The organism is Ruegeria sp. AH7 (assembly GCF_056541325.1).
In genome coordinates this window covers 99,130-123,858 of sequence record NZ_JBQFYF010000006.1, presented here as the reverse complement: position 1 = coordinate 123,858, position 24,729 = coordinate 99,130, and the positions used below count along the sequence as shown (strand labels likewise).

The 24,729-nt window shown below is 57.5% G+C and carries 24 protein-coding genes; 3 read left to right on the top strand and 21 right to left on the bottom strand.

The features are described 5' to 3' along the window. Positions 1 to 8: 8 nt before the first annotated feature. From ACR0JX_RS15115 to ACR0JX_RS15090, 6 genes are all read right to left on the bottom strand, one after another. Complete coding sequence (locus tag ACR0JX_RS15115) at positions 9 to 1,178, bottom strand: ABC transporter permease (RefSeq protein ID WP_480544612.1); 1,170 nt, start codon at positions 1,176 to 1,178, stop codon at positions 9 to 11. Further along, the gene (locus ACR0JX_RS15110; protein ID WP_480544611.1) at positions 1,175 to 1,843 is read right to left on the bottom strand and encodes an ABC transporter ATP-binding protein; all 669 of its coding nucleotides are present in this window, start codon (positions 1,841 to 1,843) and stop codon (positions 1,175 to 1,177) included. Before ACR0JX_RS15110 ends, ACR0JX_RS15115 begins: the two co-directional genes overlap by 4 nt. Continuing rightward, positions 1,840 to 2,427, bottom strand: coding sequence for a hypothetical protein (locus ACR0JX_RS15105; RefSeq protein WP_480544610.1), 588 nt, complete (start codon positions 2,425 to 2,427; stop codon positions 1,840 to 1,842). Before ACR0JX_RS15105 ends, ACR0JX_RS15110 begins: the two co-directional genes overlap by 4 nt. Before the next feature lie 271 nt (positions 2,428 to 2,698). Further along, positions 2,699 to 4,312: an AMP-binding protein gene (locus tag ACR0JX_RS15100; RefSeq protein WP_480544609.1), complete on the bottom strand. Its 1,614-nt coding sequence runs from the start codon at positions 4,310 to 4,312 to the stop codon at positions 2,699 to 2,701. A 16-nt stretch (positions 4,313 to 4,328) separates the two neighbouring features. Then, positions 4,329 to 5,138: a methylthioacryloyl-CoA hydratase gene (gene dmdD / locus ACR0JX_RS15095; RefSeq protein WP_480544608.1), complete on the bottom strand. Its 810-nt coding sequence runs from the start codon at positions 5,136 to 5,138 to the stop codon at positions 4,329 to 4,331. A gap of 22 nt (positions 5,139 to 5,160) precedes the next feature. Further along, complete coding sequence (locus ACR0JX_RS15090; protein WP_480544607.1) at positions 5,161 to 6,924, bottom strand: acyl-CoA dehydrogenase family protein; 1,764 nt, start codon at positions 6,922 to 6,924, stop codon at positions 5,161 to 5,163. A 114-nt stretch (positions 6,925 to 7,038) separates the two neighbouring features. Between ACR0JX_RS15090 and ACR0JX_RS15085 the strand changes: the two genes are divergently transcribed. Continuing rightward, complete coding sequence (locus tag ACR0JX_RS15085) at positions 7,039 to 8,061, top strand: AraC family transcriptional regulator (protein ID WP_480544606.1); 1,023 nt, start codon at positions 7,039 to 7,041, stop codon at positions 8,059 to 8,061. 83 nt (positions 8,062 to 8,144) lie between these two features. Here the strand turns inward: ACR0JX_RS15085 and ACR0JX_RS15080 are convergent, their stop codons facing one another. The 15 genes from ACR0JX_RS15080 to ACR0JX_RS15010 all read right to left on the bottom strand — a co-directional run bounded on the left by ACR0JX_RS15080 (position 8,145) and on the right by ACR0JX_RS15010 (position 22,523). After that, entirely contained in the window at positions 8,145 to 8,840 is a 696-nt protein-coding gene (locus ACR0JX_RS15080) for an RraA family protein (RefSeq protein ID WP_480544605.1), read from the bottom strand. After that, positions 8,837 to 9,532, bottom strand: a complete 696-nt coding sequence (locus ACR0JX_RS15075) for an alpha/beta fold hydrolase (protein WP_480544603.1) — start codon at positions 9,530 to 9,532, stop codon at positions 8,837 to 8,839. Before ACR0JX_RS15075 ends, ACR0JX_RS15080 begins: the two co-directional genes overlap by 4 nt. Beyond that, positions 9,529 to 10,650: a cobalamin-independent methionine synthase II family protein gene (locus ACR0JX_RS15070; protein ID WP_480544601.1), complete on the bottom strand. Its 1,122-nt coding sequence runs from the start codon at positions 10,648 to 10,650 to the stop codon at positions 9,529 to 9,531. Before ACR0JX_RS15070 ends, ACR0JX_RS15075 begins: the two co-directional genes overlap by 4 nt. A 9-nt stretch (positions 10,651 to 10,659) precedes the next feature. Then, positions 10,660 to 11,262, bottom strand: a complete 603-nt coding sequence (locus ACR0JX_RS15065; protein ID WP_480544600.1) for a class I SAM-dependent DNA methyltransferase — start codon at positions 11,260 to 11,262, stop codon at positions 10,660 to 10,662. After that, entirely contained in the window at positions 11,259 to 12,218 is a 960-nt protein-coding gene (locus tag ACR0JX_RS15060; RefSeq protein WP_480544598.1) for a cupin domain-containing protein, read from the bottom strand. The genes ACR0JX_RS15065 and ACR0JX_RS15060 overlap by 4 nt, the downstream gene beginning before the upstream one ends. Before the next feature lie 150 nt (positions 12,219 to 12,368). Continuing rightward, on the bottom strand, positions 12,369 to 13,343 hold the full coding sequence (locus tag ACR0JX_RS15055) for a nuclear transport factor 2 family protein (protein ID WP_480544597.1): 975 nt from the start codon (positions 13,341 to 13,343) through the stop codon (positions 12,369 to 12,371). Continuing rightward, entirely contained in the window at positions 13,340 to 14,359 is a 1,020-nt protein-coding gene (locus ACR0JX_RS15050) for a LacI family DNA-binding transcriptional regulator (protein WP_480544596.1), read from the bottom strand. The genes ACR0JX_RS15055 and ACR0JX_RS15050 overlap by 4 nt, the downstream gene beginning before the upstream one ends. Continuing rightward, positions 14,359 to 15,126, bottom strand: coding sequence for an SDR family NAD(P)-dependent oxidoreductase (locus ACR0JX_RS15045; RefSeq protein WP_480544595.1), 768 nt, complete (start codon positions 15,124 to 15,126; stop codon positions 14,359 to 14,361). Before ACR0JX_RS15045 ends, ACR0JX_RS15050 begins: the two co-directional genes overlap by 1 nt. Position 15,127: 1 nt before the next feature. Continuing rightward, complete coding sequence (locus ACR0JX_RS15040; RefSeq protein ID WP_480544594.1) at positions 15,128 to 16,180, bottom strand: ester cyclase; 1,053 nt, start codon at positions 16,178 to 16,180, stop codon at positions 15,128 to 15,130. Beyond that, a complete protein-coding gene (hisD, locus tag ACR0JX_RS15035; protein WP_480544593.1) occupies positions 16,177 to 17,508 on the bottom strand; it encodes a histidinol dehydrogenase in 1,332 nt (443 codons plus the stop codon). Before hisD ends, ACR0JX_RS15040 begins: the two co-directional genes overlap by 4 nt. 11 nt (positions 17,509 to 17,519) lie before the next feature. Then, entirely contained in the window at positions 17,520 to 18,050 is a 531-nt protein-coding gene (locus ACR0JX_RS15030) for an ester cyclase (RefSeq protein WP_480544592.1), read from the bottom strand. A gap of 135 nt (positions 18,051 to 18,185) precedes the next feature. After that, positions 18,186 to 19,067 (bottom strand): carbohydrate ABC transporter permease, encoded by an 882-nt coding sequence (locus tag ACR0JX_RS15025; protein ID WP_170535375.1) that lies wholly within the window; start codon positions 19,065 to 19,067, stop codon positions 18,186 to 18,188. Position 19,068: 1 nt separating this feature from the next. Continuing rightward, on the bottom strand, positions 19,069 to 20,097 hold the full coding sequence (locus ACR0JX_RS15020; protein WP_480544591.1) for a carbohydrate ABC transporter permease: 1,029 nt from the start codon (positions 20,095 to 20,097) through the stop codon (positions 19,069 to 19,071). Between the two features lie 65 nt (positions 20,098 to 20,162). Then, on the bottom strand, positions 20,163 to 21,389 hold the full coding sequence (locus ACR0JX_RS15015; protein ID WP_480544590.1) for an ABC transporter substrate-binding protein: 1,227 nt from the start codon (positions 21,387 to 21,389) through the stop codon (positions 20,163 to 20,165). Between the two features lie 84 nt (positions 21,390 to 21,473). Next, positions 21,474 to 22,523, bottom strand: a complete 1,050-nt coding sequence (locus ACR0JX_RS15010; RefSeq protein WP_170535381.1) for an ABC transporter ATP-binding protein — start codon at positions 22,521 to 22,523, stop codon at positions 21,474 to 21,476. 146 nt (positions 22,524 to 22,669) lie between these two features. On the opposite strand from ACR0JX_RS15010, the gene ACR0JX_RS15005 reads away from it, so the two are divergent. Next, positions 22,670 to 23,671 (top strand): nuclear transport factor 2 family protein, encoded by a 1,002-nt coding sequence (locus ACR0JX_RS15005; protein ID WP_480544589.1) that lies wholly within the window; start codon positions 22,670 to 22,672, stop codon positions 23,669 to 23,671. Then, positions 23,668 to 24,558, top strand: coding sequence for an amidohydrolase family protein (locus ACR0JX_RS15000; protein WP_480544588.1), 891 nt, complete (start codon positions 23,668 to 23,670; stop codon positions 24,556 to 24,558). Before ACR0JX_RS15005 ends, ACR0JX_RS15000 begins: the two co-directional genes overlap by 4 nt. Positions 24,559 to 24,729: the final 171 nt, after the last annotated feature.

Below are 24,729 nucleotides of genomic sequence, written 5' to 3'. Positions count from 1 at the left end.
CTTTCTGATCATGTGCCGAGCGAGAGCAGCCAGCCCACCCAAGTCTCAGCATGTCGTGAAACCAACGCAGCACCAAAGGCTGCGATACACCCTGAAATGAACAGCAGAGTGACTGTTTCGGCTGCCAGCAGACGCAAAACCATGCCCTGCCTGGCCCCCAACTTGACGGCTGTCGCAATCTCTTTTGCGCGCAGCCGATAGCTAAGGAAAACGGCCAGCCCTACGGCGGCAACCGCCGCTACCGCGATGATCGCCGTCACCACGTCCAATAATGATTTGATCCGAAATATCCGATCGACCAGCCCTTGTATGACCTGCGCCGGTTCAAACAATTGGCTGGGATTTTCGCTGTCCAGATACCGCCCTTTCAGGATCGTGGCCGACCGCCGGTCATTCGGGACTAAGATCACAGCAGTGGCTGGAAACTCAGCCTGTGCCCCATGAAAATGAAAGCTATCGATATTGTCCGGCGTGATACGCTGATATTGCACCACAGCTGCATTCGCCAGCGCATCAGTCCCAGCTGCAATATCCGCGGCGGTCACCACATCCTCGTGGCCATGCCCAATCCCTTGGATCACCCAAGCCGTTTTGATATCAACAAAAATCGCTTGATCGTCTGGCGTGTTGGTCGGAGCCAACACCCCGACAATTGGCATCTCCAGAGGGTAAACGCCATCAAGGTCGAACAGATTCTCGGGCGCGGAGACTAACACATCGCCCATGCCCTTCCCCAAGTCTTGGGCCACTTGCGCCCCGATCACCGCTTCCCCCAGAAAGGACAGACCCCTCCCATCTGCAAGTGCCAGATCCCTGAACTCAAAGTAGTCGAGTGTCGTTCCTACGATCCGGAACCCGCCGGACGAAAACGCAGTATGAACCGGGATGGGAAGAGCCAAATTGCTGTCCCAGATCACATCCACCTCGCGCATTGCCATGGGATCAGGGCGTTCATCTGAGAAATACAGGGCAGCCATTGTCAGATCCAACCGCGATCCACGATTTCCCAACAGCAGTGGCGTCGCCTCACCCCGCGCGACCAAGGATGTCTGACTTGTGGAAAGCAAGATCTGTGTGGCAACCGGCACAAACAGGATCAGCGCCGTCGCAATCACCAACACAAGACTACGCGCCCAATGATAACGCAGATAGGAAAAGGCGAGGTAGAGCGCATTCATACCTCGGCCACCTCGCGATATTGCGCAAAGTCGATAACTCGCTCAAAACGCGGCAAAAGTTCGTGATCATGGGTCACGGCCAGAACCGTCGCCCCCGCGCTTGCGACTTGCTCGAACAGCAAATCCAGGATGCGTCCTTTGCTTTCCGGATCCAGATTGCCGGTCGCCTCGTCAGACAGAATAAGCTTGGGTTGGGTGACCAAAGCACGGCAGATGGCGACGCGTTGCTGTTCCCCCTGGCTAAGGGCCTCGGGATGCCTGTCCAGCTTATCACCAATACCACAGGCCTCCGCCAAAGCCTCTGCCCGGGTCCGCGCCGCGGAATCCAGTTTGAGCGCGGGTGTAATGCGATAGGGATACAGGATGTTTTGCCGTGCGCTCAGATAATCCAGCAGAGCAAAATCCTGAAAAACGAAACCGATATGACTGGCGCGAAACCGACGACGCGCCGCATTTGGCAACCCCGAGACATTTGTTCCGGCCACCTCGATACACCCTGTTTCAGGTGTCAGAATACCCGCGATCAGGTTCAGCAGGGTTGTCTTTCCACTGCCGCTTGGCCCAACGATGGCCAAACGTTCGCCCTCCCTCAGGGATAGGTGCGGCACCCGCAAGCGAAACGCGCCGGAACTGTAACTAAAGTTAAGGTCTTCGACGCGGATCATTGATTTTCTTCCGAAACCTGAAAAACCTCACCTGCACTGTCGCGGCTGACCTCAAGCAAGTCGAAATCTGTAATCCGCCATGCACCCTCAATCGGAGAGATCGACAAGGCGGCATAATAGGTATTACCTCGTACATGAAGGTGTTCAGCGTGACCGACCGTCCCAATAACCTGCCATGTTGCATCGACCTCAAGCGTCTCATCGCTTTGCGTCACGAGGCTGTCCAATAGGCTGATTTCGTGGATGGTCTGATCCGCTTGATCCAGCCCATTCCCTTCCATCGCACCAACCCGTTCGAGGTAAAGATACTCCAGCGCGTCGCCATGCGTGACCTTTGCCAACTGGTCATAAATGGTATCTTCTTGGGTCTGCGCGAAGGCCTCGTAGATCACGATCAATAACGCCGGAATCAACTCATCTGATAGCTCATAGGCGACGGGAACCGTCATTCCGGGCATGTTTGGTACCGAATAAGCCCCGGGTGGCAATGCATCTGCCGATCTTTCGGACGATAGAAAAATAAAGCCAGCAATTCCGCCAACGCCCAATGCAAAAACTATGGCTAACAGAACGTTCTGACCCATGTATCCAAATCCCAGCTTAATCTAATTACGTTCCAGAACATCGATTGGATCGATAATAAAAGTCCTGACCCGTATCGGGTATTACACTGCATTGCTTTCTTATCGACCGCCCTGCCCAGCGACCATCGAAGCGGCGCGCATCTACGGCTGAGACCAGTCATTGGCAAAGCTAGGGCTAGGGTCAAGCGGTTCTGATCAGCGACCTTCACCGCTGATCGACGATTCCATGACTCGTTAGACCGCGATCCTTAGCTGCAGCGTGTACCCGGCCTCAAAGACCGAGTGTTTTGACGCGGCCGCGCAGTTGGAATTTCTGGATTTTACCGGTCGAGGTCTTCGGAAGTGCCTCGAAAACAACTGCTTTTGGGGCTTTGAACCCGGCCAGATGATCGCGACAGAAAGCGATGATATCCTCAGCGGTTACCTCGGCCCCGTCGCGTAATTCGATAAAGGCGCAGGGGACCTCACCCCATTTCTCATGCGGCATTGCGACCACGGCGGCGGCCTGAACCGCGTCATGGCGATACAGCACCGCTTCGACCTCGACGGATGAGATGTTTTCGCCGCCCGAGATGATCACGTCCTTCAGGCGGTCACGGATCTGGATGTAGCCGTTTTCATGCATCACAGCTCCGTCGCCGGACCAGAACCAGCCGTCCTCGAAGGCGTTTGAACTCGCCTCGGCATCTTTGTAGTACCCGGCCATGACCGTGTTGCCCCGAATGGCGATCTCACCTTGTTTGGCACCATCGCGCGGGATCGGCGCGCCGCCGTCGCGGTCGATCACCGTGACCTCTTCGACCATCGGGAAGGCGATGCCCTGCTGCGCCTGCAATTCAGCCTGTTCCGCTGGGCTGAGATCGTTCCACTCCTCCTGCCAGAGGCATTGCGAGATGTGGCCGTAAGTCTCGGTCAGGCCATAGACCTGCATGACGTCAAACCCCATCGCGCGGGTCTTCTCCAAAACCGAAGGAGGCGGAGGCGCGCCGGCGGTCAGCACCCGGATTGCCGGATCAAACGGGGCGGCGTCGCTTTCGGCCTCTGCCAGCATTTGCAGAACGATGGGGGCGGCTCCGAAATGGGTCACACCATGGGTGCGGATCGCGTCCAGAATACGGTCTGCGGCGGGGATGCGTGTAAAGACAACCGTCCCACCAAGCATCGCCATCAACCAGGGATGGCCCCAACCATTGCAGTGGAACATCGGTACGACGGACAGATAGACCGGATAGGGCGGCATCTGCCACGCGGTGCCCGTACCCAGCGCCATCAGGTAAGCGCCACGGTGGTGATAGACAACCCCCTTGGGGCGGCCCGAGGTGCCAGACGTATAGTTCAGTGCAATCGCGTCCCACTCATCTTCGGGCAGCTCGATGGGCAAAGGGGTGGATGTGGTCATTGCCTCATAGGTCTGGCCGCCGAGGCTTTGACCACTGGCAGCGGGATCGGCGATTTCGACCACAGGTATTCTGCGACCCAGCAGATCAAACGCTTTGGACAAAAGCGGCACCAGTTCGCAGTCCACGATCACCAGTTTGGTGTCCGCATGATCCAGAATATAGGCGATGGTTTCGGGCTCGAGCCGGGTGTTGAGCGTATTCAGCACCCCTCCGGACAGGGGAAGGGCAAAATGCAGCTCAAACAGTTCCGGGATGTTTGGACTGAGAACCGAGACCGTGTCACCCTTCTGCACGCCAAGTGCGACCAACCCACTGGCCACCGCGCGAATGCGGGCGGCGGTTTCCGCCCAGCTTCGTCGGATGTCACCATAGATAACAGCGGTGCGCGCGCCATGCAGCGATTCGGCGCGACGCAGGAAGGACAAAGGGGACAAAGGCACATGGTTGGCCCGTGTCTTCTGAAGAGCTTCGAAATGGTGACGCATCCGGGTCCCGCCTGTCTTAGCTGTTGGGCCGCACGCGGGCGGCGGTCTTGTTAGCAAAGGCTTCTAGCCGTTCGCGGGCGGCGGGCTGGGTGTTGACCACACCGCCGACCACGGCTTCGGCATAAGCTGCATCCATGCCGGACATGTTGTTCAAATGGCTGATCGCCGAACAGATCGCAAAATTGGTCAAAGGCAGGTTCTGCGCGATCTGTTCCGCCAGTTCCATTGCCTTGGCCATGCTGCCGCCATCTTCAGTGATGTATTGCGCCAGTCCCAGATCGACAGCCCCTTGCCCCTGATAGACGCGACCGGTCAGGATCATGTCGATCATGCGGTATTTGCCGATCATGTCCGAGACGCGGATGGTCGCACCTCCGCCCGTGAAAATCCCGCGCTGACCCTCGGGCAAGGCGAAATAGGTGCCGGGATCGATGACGCGGATATGGGCTGCGCTGGCAAGCTCCAGCCCTCCGCCAACCACCGCGCCTTTCAGGGCGGCGATGATCGGCACGCCACCATACTCCATCTTGTTGAATGCCTCATGCCAGCGCAGGCAGACATGCATGAAGTCATCGGGGCTGCGGTCGGCCTTCCAGTGTTCAACCAGATCAAGACCTGCGCAGAAGTGGTCGCCCTCGCCGGTCAGCACAACAGCCCTAACGCCGGCCATACGCGCGCCGCTGAAAAAGCGGATCAGTTCTTCGATCGTGGCCACGTCCAATGCATTGCGCTTGGTCGGGCGGTTCAGGGTCACGACATAGAGGCCATTGTCACGCTCGGAAATCGCAAGGTTCTCATAGGTGGCGGGGTTCACGACATCATTCATGTTGCGGATCCTTTTAAAGGCATTATTCAGGGAAGGTCGCATCAAGCAGGCTACGCGCGCCGTGCAAGATGCGGGTGTGTTCGGCACTGCATTCCGGCAGGATGTGCTGCGCAAAGAAGAGCGCGGTGGCGATCTTCTGAGTCATGAACTGCGTGTGCTGCCCATCGTTCAACGCCGCTTGCGCTGGGGTGACACCTTTTGCCAGTTTCCAACCCGCCGCAAGCGTACCTGCCAACATCAGGAACGGGACCGAGCCCGCAAAAGCGGCGTCGATATCTTTGCGGCTGTGTTCCAATAGCCATTCCAAGGCGGCTTCAAACGCGGCGCGTGCCTGCGCAAGGCTTGCACCGATGGCTTGCGCGGTGGCATCGCCTTCTGCCAGCTCGGCCTCGGTTGCCGCAATGCGGGCGGCGAACCGGCGGGCGGTCCCGCCCCCGTCGCGCATGACTTTGCGGCCCAGAAGGTCGTTGGCCTGAATGGCGGTGGTGCCCTCGTAAATCGGCAGAATGCGAGCGTCGCGGTAGTGCTGTGCGGCTCCGGTTTCTTCGATGAAGCCCATGCCACCGTGGATTTGAACCCCCAGAGAGGCGACCTCGACCGCGCGTTCCGAGCAGAAGCCCTTGACCAGCGGAACCATGAACTCAGCCAGAGCGGCCATATCCGGATCATCCTGATGATGCGCGATGTCCAGCAGGCCCGCTGTGGCCGCCGCCATAGCGCGCCCGCCTTCGGTGAGGCTGCGCATCCGCATTAACATGCGGCGCACGTCGGGGTGTTCGATGATCGCCACGGCGTCCTTGGCCTGACCATTCACGGGGCGGCTTTGGACCCGGTCCCGCGCATAAGCCAAGGCGCGCTGATAGGCGCGTTCTGATGTCGCGATGCCCTGAACACCGACCGAAAAGCGTGCGGCGTTCATCATGATGAACATATATTCCAGCCCGCGGTTTTCCTCACCGATCAGGAAGCCCGTGGCGTCTTTGTATTCCAGAACCGCCGTTGGGCTGGCGCGCACGCCCAGCTTGTGTTCGATGCTGACACAGTTGACTGAATTCTCCGCCCCGACCGAGCCATCCTCTGCGACCATCTTCTGCGGGACGGTAAACAGGCTCAGACCCTTCGGTCCCGCGGGCGCGTCAGGCGTGCGCGCCAGAACCAGATGGATGATGTTCTCAGTCAGGTCGTGCGCGCCATATGTGATGAAAATCTTGGTGCCGGACACGCCATAGCTGCCATCCTCGCGCCGCACCGCCTTGGTCGAAACGCGACCCAGATCGCTGCCCGCCTGCGGTTCGGTCAGGTTCATTGTCCCGGACCAGCGCCCGGCAATCAGCGGCTCTAAGTAAGTGGCTTTCTGCGCGTCCGAACCTGTCAGCAGTAATGCCTCAATCGCACCGTCCGTCAGCAAGGGGCACAGGCCAAAGCTCATGTCGGCAGCATTCAACATCTCGACTGCCGCCGCGCCAACTGTTTTCGGAAGCCCCATGCCGCCGTATTCAACCGGGTGGGTCAGGGCCTGCCAACCCATTTCGACGAATTGCGCATAAGCTTGCGCATCCCCTTCAGGCATCGTTACCCGCCCGTTGTTGAACTGGGCACCCAATGTATCTCCGATATGAGATAACGGCGCGATTTGTTCACTGCAGAACCGGGCGTAACCATCCAAAGCAGCCCCAATGTCCTCCAGATCATAGTCCGAATACACCGCCAAAGAGGACACCTGATCCCAATGCGAGAGGTGTTCAATACAAAACATCAAATCCTGCACGGGCGGTTGATAGGACATGACTGCCTCCTCCTCTCGGCAACTATGGTTTCACGTCATATATCTGTGCCAAGACTTGCAGATAAGCTCATATCTTGACAAGCTTGTATCCGATTGCGCCAAACTATAGTTGCTATGACTCGTCCCGACCCCATCTCTCTGACCACCGTATCGGCGGGTTTTATCCAAGATTGGCTGGACGCTCTGACATCGTGTTGCACCCCGCCGGAGATGTCCTCTCTGCTACGGCGCTCGGGCCTGCAACCCGGCCCAATGGCATCGACCCAGCGCGTTACGCTCGACGAGATCGCACAGCTCTATCAGTTAGCCGCGCCCGAGACCGGCGACGAGATGATGGGATTGTGGAGCCGCCCAATCCGCCCCCGCGCGCTGCAACATCTGGTGACCGTGCAGCGTGAGGCGGGCAGTCTGACTTCGGCCCTGTATCGGTTTACGACATTCTGGAACCTGTTGCTTGATGATTTCCGGCTGGTCCTGGATACCGCATCCGATCAGGTGGAGTTGAAGCTGATCCCCTATCTGGATCATACCCGACCGCAACGCTTTGGTCATATGCTATTGCTGAAACTGGCGCATGGACTTTTATCTTGGCTCAGCGGGGAGGAGACACCGGTCAAAGCTGTGAACTTTGCCTTTCCCCGTCCCGATTTTGCAGCCGACTATGCCGTGGTCTTCCCCTGCCCCGTCGAATTTGACGCACCGTATACAAGCATTTTATTTGATCCCAGCAAATTCAGCCGTCCGATTGCACGCAGTTCTACCGAAGCTTCGGTTTTTCTTCTGCGCGCGCCGCTTGATTGGATTTTCACCGGTTCACGCGCGCATACCTGCAGCCTGCGGGTCCGCGCCTTTCTATACAGCGCGTCCTGGCAAACCTGTCAGCTGCCGGATGCTGCCCTTGCCCTTCAGATGACACCCCGCACACTGAACCGGCGATTGAACGAGGAAGGCACATCCTTTCAGGATATCAAAGACGCTTTGCGCCGCGACATCGCCATACGTGCCTTGCTACAGGGACAAGATAGCATCGAGCAGATCGCCTATGAGACCGGCTTTTCCGCCCCAGCGAATTTTTACCGGGCTTTTCGGAAATGGACAAACCGGACCCCTGGGTCCTACAAGAAGCACACTCCATAAATGCGCTAACTTTCTTTACCCATCTGGCCCAGAACCAAAGGCTTTGCAACACACGTCCTGATCGGAACCACACGGTCGCGACGCTAAGTGCGCGACGCCTCGAACGCAGCCCAGGCTGTTTCAAAGGCTTCAAAATCAAATCCTGCTGCGCGTGCAGGGGCAAGGATCAGTTTTTCGGTTTCAAGCAATTTGAGGATTGCCTGTTCGAGCCGGTCCACAACCTCGGGCGGGATCACCAAAGCGCCGTGGCGGTCGGCGTGAACAAGATCGCCGTTCTGAATCTCAAGGCCGAATATGGACACCGGAGTACCGATTTCGCACACATGCACGAACCCATGGCTGGGTCCGATTGACCCAGCAACAACCGGGAAATCATCGGGCAGATCGCCAAGATCACGCATCACGCCATTGGTCAGCGCGCCGCTGATGCCGAACCCCTTATGGACGGTGGTGTTGATCTCGCCCCAATAGGCGCCAATGCAATCGGGATAGTCCAGATCCTCCACCACAGTAACAGCCGGGCCGGTCCCGGTTGCCATATGCCGATAATACTCCATCCGGCGTTTTCGGATCACCTCGGGCGATTCCGTAGGTGGGTTCACGGCGGCAATCTTTGCGGTGCGGGCATATCCGACCATGGGTTTCGCTTCAGGGTCAGAACACTGCATGGTCCCGCGGGTAAATGCGTTGAAGCCACGCTTGCCTTGCGCCACTTCGATTGCGTTGCAGACTGTCGGGGTATCGACCGATCTGAGCAGGTCCAAAAGGGTTTGTTTCATATCGCCTCCAACCAGCGGGTCAACGCCGCTGTTGTTCTCTCGGGTTGTTCCAATGTGGGCAGGTGGCCCGCATCTTCGATGATCTCAAACCGGCTTTGGGGCATCAGACTATGCATCAGCTCGTGGCGTGATACTGGGCACAGAGTGTCCTCTCGCCCGCATAGCACCAGCGCCGCGCCGTCATAGGCCCGCAAGGTCGCGCTTTGATCCGGACGATCTCGGAGTGCCTTGGACTGATTGGCAAAAACCTCAGGCCCGAGGTCGGTTGCCATCTCCATACACAGGTCCAGAATAGCGCTGCGGTTTGGCCCGTCAGTCAGATAGTTGGGCTTCATCTCCTCGGCCATTACCGCGCGCAACTGGCCACCCAAGACGACGTCGATCTGAGGTTGGCGTCTGGCTTTGACCTCGTCTTTTTCTGCCAAAGGGTTGGTGTCCAATAGGGCCAGCCCACAAATGCGGTCGGGAGCCTGACGCAGAACCTCCATCGCAACGATCCCGCCCATGGACAGCCCTGCTATGGCAAAGCGCGGGGGGGCGTAGGACAGTACTTCGGCAGCCAGCGCCTCCACCGTGTCGCTCGCGCCAATCGGGGCGGTTACAATTGGCCTCTGCCCTGACAGCGCCGCGATCTGTGGCGCAAACAAGCGCGCATCGCACATCATGCCCGGCACTAGAACAAGCGGGGTCATTTGAGCAGGGAAACCCCTTCGGACAGCGCCCCCAACTTGGCGTAGGCAATGTCGGGATCGACCGCGCCGAACCCGGCGAAAGTCCCAAAGCCGCAATCCGAGCCGGCCACCACACGATCAGCGCCAACGATATCAACAAAGCGCTGGGTACGTTGGGCGACCACTTCGGGGTGTTCGACGAAATTTGTCGTGGTGTCGACCACGCCGGGCACCAACACCTTGTCGTCCGGTATCTCATCCTTTCGGTCGCGGAACACAGTCCATTCATGCGCGTGGCGCGGGTTCGAGGTTTCAAACAACACATAGCGCGATTTGGTGTTCATCAGCGTTGCGAAAACCTTGTCCATGCCGATATCACAGCAATGCGGCCCCTCGTAATTCCCCCAGCAAATATGCACGCGCACCTTGTCGGCGGGCACGTTTTGCAGTGCATGGTTCAGGGCCTCGACATGCATATCGGCAACCTTGACGAACTCTTCATCAGAAAGCTCGGTGAACAGCATATGGCGAGACAGCGCCAGATCGGGACAATCCAGCTGCAGGTCCAGACCGGCAGCGACAATGGTCTCGTACTCTTCCTTCATCGCTTCGGCGAGCGCGGACAGATAGGCCTCGCGCGTGGGGTAGAAGTCGTTTTGCAAAAATAGCGAGATCACGCCGGGGCTTGCCGCATTCATGAATCCGCGATCAACCCCATGCTGCGCCATTGCCGCCTTAAGGTTCGCTATATCTTTCTGCAACTCTCCCTGCCCTTTCGAGCGTACCTCGCCCACGCACATCGGGCGTGCATATTGCGGGGTGCCGCCATCATCGGCCAGACGTTTCAAAAAACCTGGGAACATCTTCAGATCCGCTGGTGCGTTGCGAGGGCTATCCCCCGCAAATCCGGTGTAGCGGTCCTTGACATAGGTCGCATATGAGATCTTTGAGGTCTCGCCATCCGATACGATATCAACCCCGGCTTGGGCCTGTTTGCGAACGGTTTCGGCCACAGCTGATGTCATGCACGCATCAAATGCGGCTTGGTCAAACTCTTTTTCATTCTCTCGTGCGAAAATGAAATCCACAACCTCCTGAGATCGCGGCAGAGACCCGACATGTGTTGTTTTGACGGTCATGGGACCTCCTTACATCTTGTGTGCCATCAGCACGGTATGGCTTTGGGTTTCGGGATCTTTGGCCAGAAATCCGCTTAAGATCATACCGTTATCTTCGAGACAGGCCGCATAGCCAGCCGGGGAAAGCGAGGCGTGGTAAACCAGTTCACCACCAACGGTCCCTTGCGCCTCACCCGCGCTGTGCCCCACGGTCAGCATCAACATACCACCGCTGCGCAGATGGCGCGCCATTCGCGTAATGCAGGCTTTTTGTTCGTCCGCGGTTAGGTGAAAAAAGCTATTCCAGGCGATGATCCCGTCGAAGCGTTGGCTCAGCTCAAAATCCCGCATGTCGGCCTGTCGCCAATCACCTTCGGGCCAACGGTTGCGGGCGATTTCAAGCATAGCCTCAGAAAAATCAACACCCGTGACGTTAAACCCCTCGGCCATGAACCAACGCGCAATTGGCTCGCCCGCACCACACCCCAGGTCCAGCACATGACCACCGGGTTTCAAGTTGGCGGTGAAGCGCGCCAGCCAGCGCGCTTCGAACAGGGCCCGCGAGCGTTGCTCGTCATAGGCCCTGGCCTGCCGTTCATAGACGGCATGGGTATCGTCGGGGTTTACCGTCATCCGACCCAGGTGGCACCGGCCGGATCGTCGGTGGCTGTGATCCGGTACAGGCCCGCCTGCCCGGTCATGGACGGTGCGACGCTGTAAGTTTCGCCAGGCAAGACCAGCGCGGTATCACCGTTGGACAATGTGGTCTCAACATCGTTGATCGCAATCCGCCAATGGCCGCTTGCGGGCATCAGAACCACCGGCTTTTCCGCATTCAACGGGTCGTTCACTGACGATCCACGGGTCAGGAAATCAACCTCAAATCCCGGCTTATCTTTGATCAGGCCGTTTTCGCCGATCACCACCGCAGGTTTGTTGGCCGCCAAAGCCATCAGGTCCCAATACCGGGCAACGTATTTGCCGATCACATCCTCAATCGGAACCTCCGGGTAAGCCTTCAGTTCCTCTTCGGTCAGCAACGGCATGGGCTGCACGTTATGAGGAAGCTCCTCGCCTTTCTTGCTGTCATACAGAACGCCGTTGTTACCCAGCATCAAACCATGGGCTTGCGCATCCTCAATAACCTGCGGGGCCCAAGTGACACCGCCTCCCGCATCGTCGCCGCCAAGGATCGACATGATCATGCCATAGTCCTGGCCCACATTTTCGAACCCACGAAAGATACCGGTTGGGATGTTGAATATATCACCTTCCTCAGCGATGAACTCACCCGCCGTACCGTAGCGTCCCCAGAAAAACCGCCAGCGGCCTTTGGCGACAAAGAACACCTCGGCCGTCGTGTGGCTGTGCAGCGAGTTGCGGCATTTCGGCGGTTGCCCCGCCGCGCCGATATTGAACCCGATCTTGTCGGTAATGTGGACGTGCTGATCCGGGCTTTCCGAAACGCCGCCACCCACAATGGTAAAGTTCTCTTTCTGGTCCGAGCCCGGCGTATGTGCGTCAATGAACGCGGTTTTACAGGGTTGCAACTCGCCATAGCGGACGATGCGGCTTTGAATAGTACTCATCTCTGTCTTCCTTTTGTTTGGGGTTTCTGGTTCAAAACCCCAAATCCGGGCGGGCGGTTGTTCAACCGCCGCGCACGCAGACTGGCCCGATGGGCGTGGTAGCGCCGCATCGACGGTCCTGCGTCCAGATTTGACATCAGATGTCGCATGTTACAGATCGCCGGTTTTCAACAGAATTTGCTTCCAGACAGATGTTTCGTCGAACAGAGTGTATTCGCGGCGCAGGCCCCAGGGGCCGAACTCTGCATGGCTGATGCCAAGGATAAAGACCTCGGCTCCGGTTGGTTTGCCAAACACGCCCCAGCCGTCATGCGTGCCGTGCAAGGTCCAGCGGATCGCCGCACGCGGAGGCATCATCGGGTCCTCTCGACCGATCTGATGCTGAATGGCGAATTCGGCATTTGGGAATGAGGCGCGCAGCCCCATCCAGAACCGATCTACCGGGCCCCAGCTGTGCCCAGTCACGCCGCCGGGATATTCCGACTGTACGGCCCTGTCGTATTCGGCCTCAACTGCGGCCATATCTGCGTTCATGATCCGGTTCAGGATATCGGCGTATTTCTCACCCCATTCGTTGTCATTGCCGCTGCCTTTGTACGGTCCCGGCTGCTCATTTAAAGGGGTATAGGGCTGCACACAGGCCTCTGGGCCGCCCTCACGCATGATCAAGTCGCGGGCATAGTCCTTGGGGTCCCAACCCATTTGCTGCACGATGGCGCTCTGATCCCGGATCAGCCATTCATCGTCGATCTTATTGTTGATCGCGTGACAATCGGCCAGGATACGATAGACCAGTTTCTTGCCTGTTGCATTGCCATAGACACCATTGCCCAAATGGGTCGCCGTCGAAATGATGCGATGCGACGACAACATCCCCTGTTCCGGCGTACCCGACCAGATGACATCTTCGCCCAGCAGCGTGCGGTCGGGAAATTCGGCCAGCGTTGCCATCGTGGCCGCAATCACGCCCTGATTGCCGACGACCACAGAACCGGGGGTGCGCACAACGATATCCGCACCGTAGTAGTCATGCAGCGTGGCAATGCCGCGATCTTCCCAGATTTCTTTGGTGATCCCGATAATATAGTCGGGAAAGTCTTTGAATTTGGGATCAAATCCCTTCATGTCTTCCATCCTTCAGGTATGCGGGCAGACCCGCGAATGATCAGCGGTCCGTCAATCTCAAGCTGCCTGGGTTCTATCTCCGGGTCGTCGATTTTGCTGAGCAATATGTCCACGGTTTCAGCCACCATGCGGTTGGCGGGCTGCCGGACCGTTGTCAGGTCATAGCTGGGCCAGGCCGCGACGGCGACATCGTCATACCCCACTACGGAAACGTCTTCAGGGATCTTCAAACCCAACTCGAACCTCAGCGTGTCCATCACGGCAATCGCCATATGGTCATTGGCCACAAAGACAGCATCGGGTGGGTCTGAGGCGAACATTCGGCGGGCGGCTTCTTTGGACTCTTCTGTACCAAAGTTGCCGATCTCGCGGCTGTGTAGTGTCACGCGTGCCTCGTTCAGAGCCGCGACAAACCCTGTCTCACGATCTCGCTGGGTCGAAGCGCCTTCCCACCCGGCGATGTAGCTGATTTTCTTGTGTCCGGCAGCCAACAAGAACTCGGCCACTTTCCGGCCTCCGGCCAGATTGTCCGATGTCACTGACGACATGGACGGATCGTCCTGCCCACGGTTGAACAGAACCATGGGCACCCCGGCTGACTGGCAGCGCGCGGACAGATCGGATGAAAGCGCAACCGAGGCGGCGATGATCCCGTCAACCTGAAAATCCAGAATTTCTCCGACAACCTTGTCTATGTTCTGAGCCGAGTTCGAGGCCATGAACACCAACGCATGATAGCCGCGCTCCTGCAACGTGTTGGTTAGCTTCTCAAGCGCTTCAGGATAGAACTGATTGTTCAGATACGCGACAACAAGCCCGATGATGCGGCTTTTGCCCGAGACCACCGCGCGGGCTAAAACATTGGGTCGATACCCCAATTGGTCAGCCGCTTTGCGGACTTTCGCAATGGTTTTTGCGGATGCGGACGCACCTGGCGTGAACACACGACTGACGGCGGACTGGCTTACTCCGGCCAGTCGAGCAACATCCATCGAAGTGACTTTTTGCACTGCCATCAATCCGCTGTCCAACCTCCATCCACCATCATAGATGTTCCGGTCACCAGCCCCGATGCATCCGAGGCCAGATAGACAACCGCGCCCATGATGTCTTCGATTTCGCCCGGACGGCCCAGTTTGATCTTGTCGAGGATCCAGGCGCGCTTGTCCGGGTCATCAAAAGTCGGGCGCGTCAGATCGGTCAGAATGAAGGTCGGGCAGATTGTGTTGACGCGTATCTTTGCGGGTGCGAATTCCAACGCCATCGCCTTGGAGAACCCCTCGACCGCGAATTTCGATGCGCAATAGACCGCACGCTCGCGACCGCCGACATGGCCCATCTGGCTGGATATGTTGATCAGCGAGCCGGGACGCCCCGCCGCCAACAACCCTTTGGCCACAGCTTGCGTCAAAAAATACGCGCCTTTGACATTGATATTCATCACCGCATCGAAATCTTCGACATATGTGTCGACCGCCTTGCTGTGGCGCGCCGAACCCGCAGAGTTCAGAAGGATGTCAAAGGGGCCATGTTCAGCCACTGCCGAGGCAGTTGCCTCGATATCGGTCACGTCCAGTTCGAGCACTTTGGCAGACCACCCGCGCGAGGTCATATCTGCGGCGATCTCTTTCAGAGCATCTGTGCGGCGCGCGGCAAGTGTAACCTCGGCCCCGTGTTCGGCCAATGCCACAGCGCAGGCCATGCCAATGCCGGATGAGGCCCCGGCGACCAGCGCGTGTTTGCCGTCTAGTTTGAAACTGGGTGTCGTGGGGAATTGAGCCATTTTAGACCTCGCCAACCGGGAATGGAATTTCACCCGGAACGCGGGCTTTGTTGAATTCGCGCAGACGCGCAAAGACGTCAACACCCAGCTGCCGATAGGCATCCAGCAGGTCGACCAGAACCCAGTTTTCGCGGATCAAGCCGTTCTCAAGCCGCCAGAAGTCAAGCGACCGCAGGCTGATCCGTTTATCCGACGGCGCGATACCCATCCACCCATCATGGGTGACGGTCTGGATCATGTTTGGCCAACCTGTCACGGCGGCGTAATCCGCATCTCCGAAGAAATGATACGTGATGTCGTCGACATATTTTCCGCGATCCGGCATGCCGTTGAGAAACGGCATCTGGTGCCAGTTTCGAAACCCGGCGATCCCGCGCCCGGTGCCGATTCCGGCGGGGCCGTACCAGTTCATGCGTGGATGCCAGAACCGCTGCATTTCCATCACTTCTGGCCCACCCTGGCTTGGATGTTTCTTGAGATGGTCCAGCATGTCGATAATGTGATCACAGGATGCCGTCGACTGCGCCTCATCCCATGGGCCCGGTACGATACCATCCTGAGTTGCCGGACCCGGCACACAGAATTCCAACCCCAAAGAGGGAGCCATCGGCCAGGCCCTAGCCTGCATCATGACCTCGGGAATATCCCAGAGCGCCTGAAGCTCGACCACCTGACCCTCGACGATCCGGTAGAATTCGTGGAACCGCATATGGGTCAAGTGACCTGTTGGCGGAATGTCCAGCCAAGGGCCGACAAAAGTGCCGTAGTAGTGGCCCCCGCACCCGATCCAGTCATCGCCATGTTCGGTGCACCCGCCAACTACGATCCAATCGCGCCGTTCCAGATCGGGCATCGCCTTCAACAGTGGCGCATAGCAGGTCTGATACAGCTCTACTGGCCCCGTAAGATCCCCGAAAGGATGCGGCATGTGAACCATGGCGTCCGGGGCAAACGCGCCGTTTAACGTTGCCTGCACCCGAACATCATCAAAATCGTGCATCGCCGCACGAAGCGGCGCAATCAGCGCTTTGTTCGCTGAATGCACATCACTCATTCTGCGGCCTCGCGATAGGGTGCGCCTTCGCCATACGGCACATTGATCCCGCCATAGCGGCGTACTCTGATGTTGCATTGCTCGGCATGGCCGACAAAGCCTTCGAGCATACACAGGCGCGAGCCGAATTCGCCGATCATGGTCGCGGCCTCATCGGTAGTGACTTTCTGATAGCTGTGGGTTTTCATGAACTTGCCAACCCAGAGACCACCAGTATAGCGCCCGGCTTTCTTGGTAGGCAGGGTATGGTTGGTGCCGATTACCTTATCGCCATTTGCCACATTGGTGCGCGGCCCGAGGAACAGCGCGCCATAGCAGGTCATGTTCTCAAGGAACCAGTCGTCTCGGTCTGTCATCACCTGAACATGCTCAGACGCGATGTCATCTGCCACTTGCAGCATCTCGTCATACGTGTCGCAGACGATCACCTCGCCATACTCATCCCAGCTGACCTGCGCAGTGCCCGAGGTTGGCAGGATACCCAGAATACGCTCAACCTCGGCCAGCGTATCTTCGGCCAGTTTGCGCGAATTGGTGAGCAGCACGCAGGGGCTGTTATACCCATGCTCGGCCTGCCCCAGCAGATCGGTCGCGCACAGCTCGGCATCGGCGGCAGTTTCATCGGCGATGACCATAGTCTCGGTCGGCCCTGCGAACAGGTCGATACCCACACGGCCAAACAACTGGCGTTTAGCTTCGGCGACAAAGGCGTTGCCGGGGCCCACCAGCATATGCACAGGTTCGATCGTCTCAGTCCCGATGGCCATCGCGCCGACGGCCTGAATGCCACCCATGACATAAATCTCATGCGCGCCACCCAGATGCATCGCCGCAATCACGGCTGCATTTGGCTGGCCATTGAACGGAGGGGTGCAAGCGATAATACGCGGCACGCCAGCCACTTTGGCGGTCGCCACCGACATATGTGCCGAGGCCACCATGGGGAACTTGCCGCCAGGCACATAACAACCCACGGATTGAACCGGGATGTTCTTATGGCCAAGGATCACACCTGGCAGCGTTTCAACCTCGATATCCAGCATCGAATCCCGCTGCGCTTGCGCAAAGTTCGTCACCTGCTCTTGCGCGAACTTGATATCCGCCAGTTCGCGATCAGACAGCGAGGCGATCAGGTCATCGATCTGCTGCTGGCTCAGGCGATAGCTTTCCGGCGAGTAATTGTCGAACTTCTCGGACAATTCGCGCACAGCCGCATCGCCGCGCGTTTCGATATCCTTCAACGTTGCCTCGACGACTGCGCGTGTTTTGGCGTCATCCTCTGCTCTGTCAGCCTCGGGTTTGCCGCGTTTGAGATATTCGATAGCCATTGTCCTGATCCTCAGTTGTCGGGCCGGGGCGGAGTTCTCTCTCCCCGGTCGAATGTTTCCCAGCCCTGCCCGTTGAACAAATCAACGCCAAGCTGAGCAGCAACATGGGCGAAATCGACATTCACCCAGTTGTCGACGATCTTGCCGTCGACGACTTTCCAGAAATCCATGTACCGGATTTCAACTCTTTTCCCGGTGGGGGCTATCCCCAGAAACTCACCGGAATGGGTGGCTTCCTGGCGGCCAAAGGCGGCGGCCCATTCCCCCATGTAAAGACGCGCCTCATCAATGCAGGTCTTGTCCGAGAACGCGGCCTGAAACGGGCGCTGCCAGTTGTTCTGAAATTCCTGAAGGCCGATCTTGGTGCCGCAGCCCTGATTGCCCATCCAGCGGAAGCCTTGGGCGAAGAATTCGCCGATGTCGTCGATGCGGTGATCGTTCAGCCCGTCAACCATGCCTTCGATGACAGCGCGGGTTTCTTCGGTTTTGCTCATATCCGTGTTTTTGGTCAGCACGGCTTGTTCGGGGCGCGAACCCTTCATGTTTCTATTCCTTATTTGGTTGCCAAGAGGTTTTCTGCGTCAAATGGGAGGGTCAATGGGCTAGCAGAAAATCCCTGGGCATCCGGTTGAGTGCCGGGTGGCGCGCAACGGCGGTATGTCTTGCACTCGCGCTCATCAGCCCTTGACCGCCCCGGCGGTCAGGCCGCCGACAATCTGGCGCTGGAAGAACATGACCAGGATGAACAGAGGCACGGTGGCTGAAACCACTGCGGCGACCGCAAACATCACATTGCCTTCGGTTTGCGTGGTCCCGAGGAACGCCGCGATGGCGGGCACCATGGTGCGGTTGCTTTCAGACAGCAGCATCGCGCCGACGGCAAAGTCGTTATAGGCCAGCAGGAATGAGAACAGCCCCGTGGTAATCACACCCGGCCACATCACCGGAATGATCACGCGGCGGAACGCCTGGAATTGGTTGCAGCCATCAACCTTGGCACTTTCGTCCAACTCGCTTGGAATGTTCTTGAAGAAGGAATGCAACATCCACAGGGTGAACGGCTGGTTGATCGCCACCAGTACGATGATCGTGGTCGGTAGAATGCCCCAGATGTTCCATTCAAAGAACGGCAGCAGATACCCTGAAACCAGCGTGATCGGCGGCATGGCACGGAAGATTAGCGCGGTAATCAGCAACCAGAAGGTGTAATTGTAGGACGACCGCGACAGGGCATAACCTCCCAGCGTGCCAATCGTCAGCGAGATGGTTACCACAAAGAAACAGACGATCCCTGTGTTCAGAACATTGCGCCAGAACTCCTCTTGGATCCACGCGCCCTCGTACCCGGTGGTGGTAAAGGGCGAGCCATAGACAGCCTCAGTCCGGGCACCGGTTAGGGCATTGGTCCAATCTGCGATTGAGAAGAAATCAAGCTCAACCTTAAACGACCCCCATACCGTCCACAGGAACGGAAAGGCCGCTAGGACAAACCAAAGGAGCACGAACAGGGACGAGGCGACCCGAAGGCTTGTTGGCATTCTTTGTGCGCGACTGGCCATGTTATCGTGCTCCTTTAAAGTCGCGCCAGGTGCGGACAAGCACGGGCGACAGAAGAATGGCGACTCCGATGATTGTCATCACAGAGGTTGCGGCGGCGGATGACAGTTGGCGGGTTTCACCGCCAAGGTCATCAAATATGAAGGTACTGAGAGATTGCGCGTGTGCCTGAGCGCTGAAGCCGATTATGGGTTCAAACACCTTGAAATTATCCATCAGCTGGATCAGCGCCACAAATGTCACCAGTGGCATTAGGTGCGGGACGACCACAAACTTGACCTGTTGCCAGCGGGTTGCGCCGTCAATCTGCGCAGCTTCGATCTGGTCCTGTGGCAGCGTTTGCAGCCCGGCATAGAACACGACGAAGGCAAATGGGGCCGAGCTCCAGACACCATAAACCATCAAGGCCACCCACATCAGCCCGGTCGAGGCCTTGAGGCTGAAATTCGGGTCTCCTGCCATGTACACAAGGGCGTTTCCGATGACACCGCGACTGTCGATCATCCAGAACAGGATCAGCGAACCGATCAACGGCGTGACGATCATCGGCAAAAGCGAGAAGAAGATCATCAGCCCTTTGAGGTGCCGATGCAGCGAATTCACAGCCAGTGCAATGACCAGACCCAGCAGGATCGTCAGCGGCGTTACAATGAAGGTAAACGTCAGCGTAAACGCCATTGCACGATAGAATGGCAGGTTACCTAGGTCCGAGAAAAAGCCGCCCAAAGTCTCATTGGCCGCCCACATCTGGCTAATTTCCTGGATCGCCAGGTGACCGCGGTCAAAGTAAATACCCAGCCCAACAAACCGACCCAAAGGCTGAGCCTCCCGCAGAGCGGCGGTGGCCTCTTGGTCGATGGTCGTTTCTGTTGTGCAGCCGATCAGCGGTGTACAGTTTTCTACTTCCAACAGAACGGCGGGATGTGGTGCAAAGATCGATTGGATCACGACCGAGACGATGGGCATCGCGATGAACAGCAACATCGCAAGTCCTGTGGGCAGGAAGAACCAAAGGAATGTCTTATGGCGCATGTCACAATCCTCGCGTCGAATAGTTTGTGCGGGCAGCTACCAGAGGCGCCCGCACAAGGGGCGTCTTACTGCAGGTAGCCTTGTTCGATCGCGGCTGCGCGATAGGCGGCCTCGACATCGGCAAGCGCCTGTTCAGCGCTTTCTTTGCCCTGCATGAAATCGGCCAGTTCGTTGCCAAGCGCGCTGTGCATCAGGCCCATGTACGGCAGCATCGGATAGGCAGGTGTGCCCATTTTGGCCGCTGCAAACACGCCTTCTGCATCAGCAGCCGGCTCGTAGCCTTCGATCAGCCAAACCGCCAGTGGTGTGGTCTCATCGTTCAGCATGTCCGGACGGATACCGTGTTTCATGGCGATGAACGTGGCTTCGGCCTCTTCATCCGAGATGTTTTTTCCAACAGTCCAGCCATCCCACCACAGGGTCGATGCAGGAATTTCGCCGCCGCCAACGGTCAGCGGTGCGCCAATTGCGTGGCCATCGATCACCTCTTGCAGCACACCTTCGGTGGTCGTCTGCTGAGACGCGCGCGACCCCCACATGTTCATGATCGCAACGTTGCCCGCGCGGTATTCGGCGTTGGTGGCGTTCGAGTCATGGGTCAGGAAGTCGGGGTTCATGTATTCCGACAGGGCCTTCATCATGTTCAGAGCGTTGACACCAGCCTCAGAATTCACGCTGGGCTCAGCAGTGCCGGGTTTAAAGTGCTGGCCGCCATAACCCAGGAACATATTGTTGAATTCCTGCGCCAGGTTCCAACCCGATGCATAGGCGCCGCCAACGGGGTTTTGCATGATGCCCTGCTCACGAATGGCCTCGGCCACCTCAAGCAGTTCCTCATAGGTCGTCGGCACTTCGACACCCGCTTGCTCCAGCACGTCCTTGCGGTACATCAGGTGCTGCGCGTTCGCCATGAAGGCGACGGCCATGATGTCATCGCCGATCTTGATCAGCTGTCCCGGCTGCAGATCCTGACCATGCTTTTCCACCAGATCGTTCAGCGGACGAATGACATCTTCGTTCATCAAAGCCACAATCGAGCTGTTGGCGATAATGGCGCTTGTGTATTCCGACGGGTTGCCCGAAAGACCAGCCACGTTGATCGTCTGGTGCTCGGATGTCAGGTTGGATTCAACCGACGCGCCGGTACATTCCTTGGCACCGGCCGCAACCGCCTGAATGGCCGCAAATTCGTTGCCAACAATGTTGACCCGACCGCCGATTTCGCAGGCATATCCTGCGCTTGCGGCAAAGGCGGCGACTGAGCCAGCCAATGCAATTCTCTTTAGAAACATGAGTATTCCTCCCTAGATGGAATGGGTGCATCTTCGAAGTCTGCACCCGGGTTTGACCCGTCGTTGCGGGCTTGATTTCACCGTTTAGCCGGTCAGCCGCGCACCTGTTTGCGCATCGAACAGATGGCAGTGATCGGTATGGATGTGGATCGAAACCTGATCGTCGATTTCAGCCCGATAGGTCTTGTCAGCCTTGACCGAGACCAGCGCACCACCGATCCGAACCGAGACCATGGTGCTGTCGCCCAAAAGCTCTTGCGTGTAGATTGGCGCGTTGATCTCACCGCCGCTTTCCACAACATTTGCGTCTTCGGCGCGAAAGCCCAGCGTGATGGGACCATCAGGCGCGTTCAGCCCGTGAACTTCGGTGCTTTGAGCGCGGAACACGCCGCCCTGAACCTCGCCATCGACAAGGTTCATCGCCGGGTTGCCGATAAAGCTGGCGACAAATGTGTTTGCGGGTTCATCGTAGATATCGGTGGGTGAGCCAACCTGCTGAACCACGCCTTGCTTCATGATCACCACACGATCGGCCAAGGTCATCGCCTCAATCTGGTCATGGGTCACGTAGATTGTGGTGACCGCAAGTTCATGGCTCAGGTTTTTGATCTGCGCGCGCGTCGAAACGCGCAGCTTGGCGTCAAGGTTCGACAACGGCTCATCCATCAGGAACACGTTCGGTTCGCGCACAATTGCACGCGCCAAGGCAACCCTTTGACGCTGACCACCGGACAGTTCTGCCGGTTTGCGGTGCAGGAAATCGTCCAGCTCAACCATCGCCGAAGCGCGACGCACCTTTTCGTCATGGGTGGCGGGGTCAATGCCGCGAACTTTCAGCGGAAAGCGAATGTTTTCATAGACATTCATGTTCGGATAGAGCGCATAGGATTGGAACACCATGGCGACATCACGATCTTTGGGCTCCATGTCATTGACGCGTGCACCGTCAATCAGGATGTCACCTTCGCTGGCATCTTCCAGCCCTGCAATCATGCGCATGGTCGTGGTTTTGCCACATCCCGAAGGACCAAGAAGAACCAGAAACTCCTTGTCGGCAATTGTCAGATCAAAATTGTCCACACCGACAAATGATCCCCAACGTTTACCGACATTGCGAAGTTGGATTTCGGCCATTCTGTCCTCCCTTGCGCATTCATTGTGCATACGCTTGCAGAAGCATAGACATTCAGAAAAGCCTATGGCAAGCTTTTTTTGCATGCGAATGCAAAGCCTATGGGCGGCACCACCGAAACCTCGTTAACACATTGAAAGCTAATAGAATGCCATATGAATCCGAGAAAAAGCTTGTCCTCGGTTTTTACGAAGCGCTGAGTCGATGCGAGGACGCAACCGTCGTGGAAACACTCCCAAAATACTGCGCTGACGGGCTTGTTTGGCGGGGATTCCACCCCTTCAACGAACTACAGGGAATCGACGAAGTCGCCCGCACATTCTGGCAACCACTCAGGGCCAGCCTGACCGGTTTGCAGCGCCGGATGGATGTGTTCATGGCAGGCGCAAACGAGATCGACGGGTTCAACTCGGTTTGGGTGGTGTCGATGGGTCATCTGATGGGCTTGTTTGACACAAGCTGGCTCGGCATCCCGCCCACTGGCAAGATGGCATTTCTGCGATATTGCGAGTTCAACAGGGTTGAGAACGGCAAGATCACCGAAACCGCGATGTATTTCGACATCCCACATCTGATGATGCAGGCCGGTCTGCACCCCTTTCCGCCGCAAACCGCCGCCCAATTGGTTCAGCCGGGACCGATGACACATGATGGCCTGATGTTCAGGCCGCAGCCCACTGAGGAAGGCGACCGGACCCTGGCCACAATCAACGCAATGATCTCTGATCTTGGCCGTTGGGACAGCGGCCTGAGCCTTGAGGACGAGCTGCGCCGCACATGGTGTGAGGATATGATCTGGTGGGGCCCCTCTGGCATCGGCGCGACTTACACGATCGAACGCTATGCGAAACAACATGCAGGACCGTTCCGGGCATCGTTCGCCGAGCGTTCCAAGACCAATCACATCTGCCGTATGGCTGAAGGGCACTATGGTGGGTTCTTTGGCTGGCCGAACTTCACTGCACGTCCCACCGGCGGTTTCATGGGCATGCCTGCGACCGATAAGTCGGGTGAGTTCCGGGTGATCGATATCTATCGGCGCTCCGGGGATAAACTGGCCGAAAACTGGATATTCATCGACCTTCTTCACTTCTGGAAGCAACAAGGGGTCGATATTCTGGCCCGAATGGCCGAGGTACCCAGAACATGACCGATTGGATCGACGCCCATCACCATCTTTGGGACCTGAACGCTGTCCACTATCCCTGGCTTATGGCGCGCGGGGTGAAACGGTTCTTTGGCGACCCGACACCTATTCAGCACGACTATCTGTTATCCGAATTCCGGTCGGACGCCGCAGATTCCAGTATTCGCGCCTCGGTTCATATTCAGGTGGGCGCTGAAAGCGGGTTACAGGAAGCCCGGTGGGTGCAATCCGTCGCTGATGCTAATCCCGACTGGCCCATGGCGCAGGTGGTGTTTTGTGATCTCACTTCAGCGGATTTGTCCACGCAGCTGGACACCTTCCAGACATTGTCAACGGTGCGGGGTGTGCGCCAGATCATTGGACGCGCTCCAGGGGAGGATGCGCAGACCGGCACCAACACTCTGCTGGATCACCCTGGCTTTTTGAGTGGCCTGACAGAAGCCGGTCAGCGTGGCCTCAGCTTTGACCTGCAGCTTATTCCCGAGCTGATGAACAAGACCGCCCGCGTGTTGGAACAAGCGCCTGACACACCTGTCGCCCTTTGCCACGCAGGATCACCCCATGACCGAAGCACGGCCGGTCTGAAGGACTGGGCCCAGAGACTGCGCAGCCTGTCCGAGCTACCCCATGTCACCTGCAAACTATCTGGATTGGGAATGTTCGATCATGGCTGGACCGTTGATAGCATTCGTCCGATTGTCGAAGAATGCTTGGATCAATTCGGACCCAAGCGGGTCATGTTCGGATCGAACTTCCCCGTCGATAAGCTTTACGGCGACTACGCCACGTTGATGCGGGCATATCAGAAGCTGATCCCAGTCGACGCGCATGCGCCCGTGTTTCGGGACACAGCCGTGCACTTCTATGGTCTTTATACGTCGGCCAAATGAACTTCCTGTATGAAACAACGGGGTCAGAATGGGCCGACTTTAAGGGGCCTATGCACGATGCCCAGCAAGATCCAAGCTTAAGTTTCACAATGGATGTGAGTTAGAAAGCAGTCGGGTTTCATTTGTCTTCTGAACCTGGGATTTTGGTGGTTCTTTGCTTCTGCAACACCA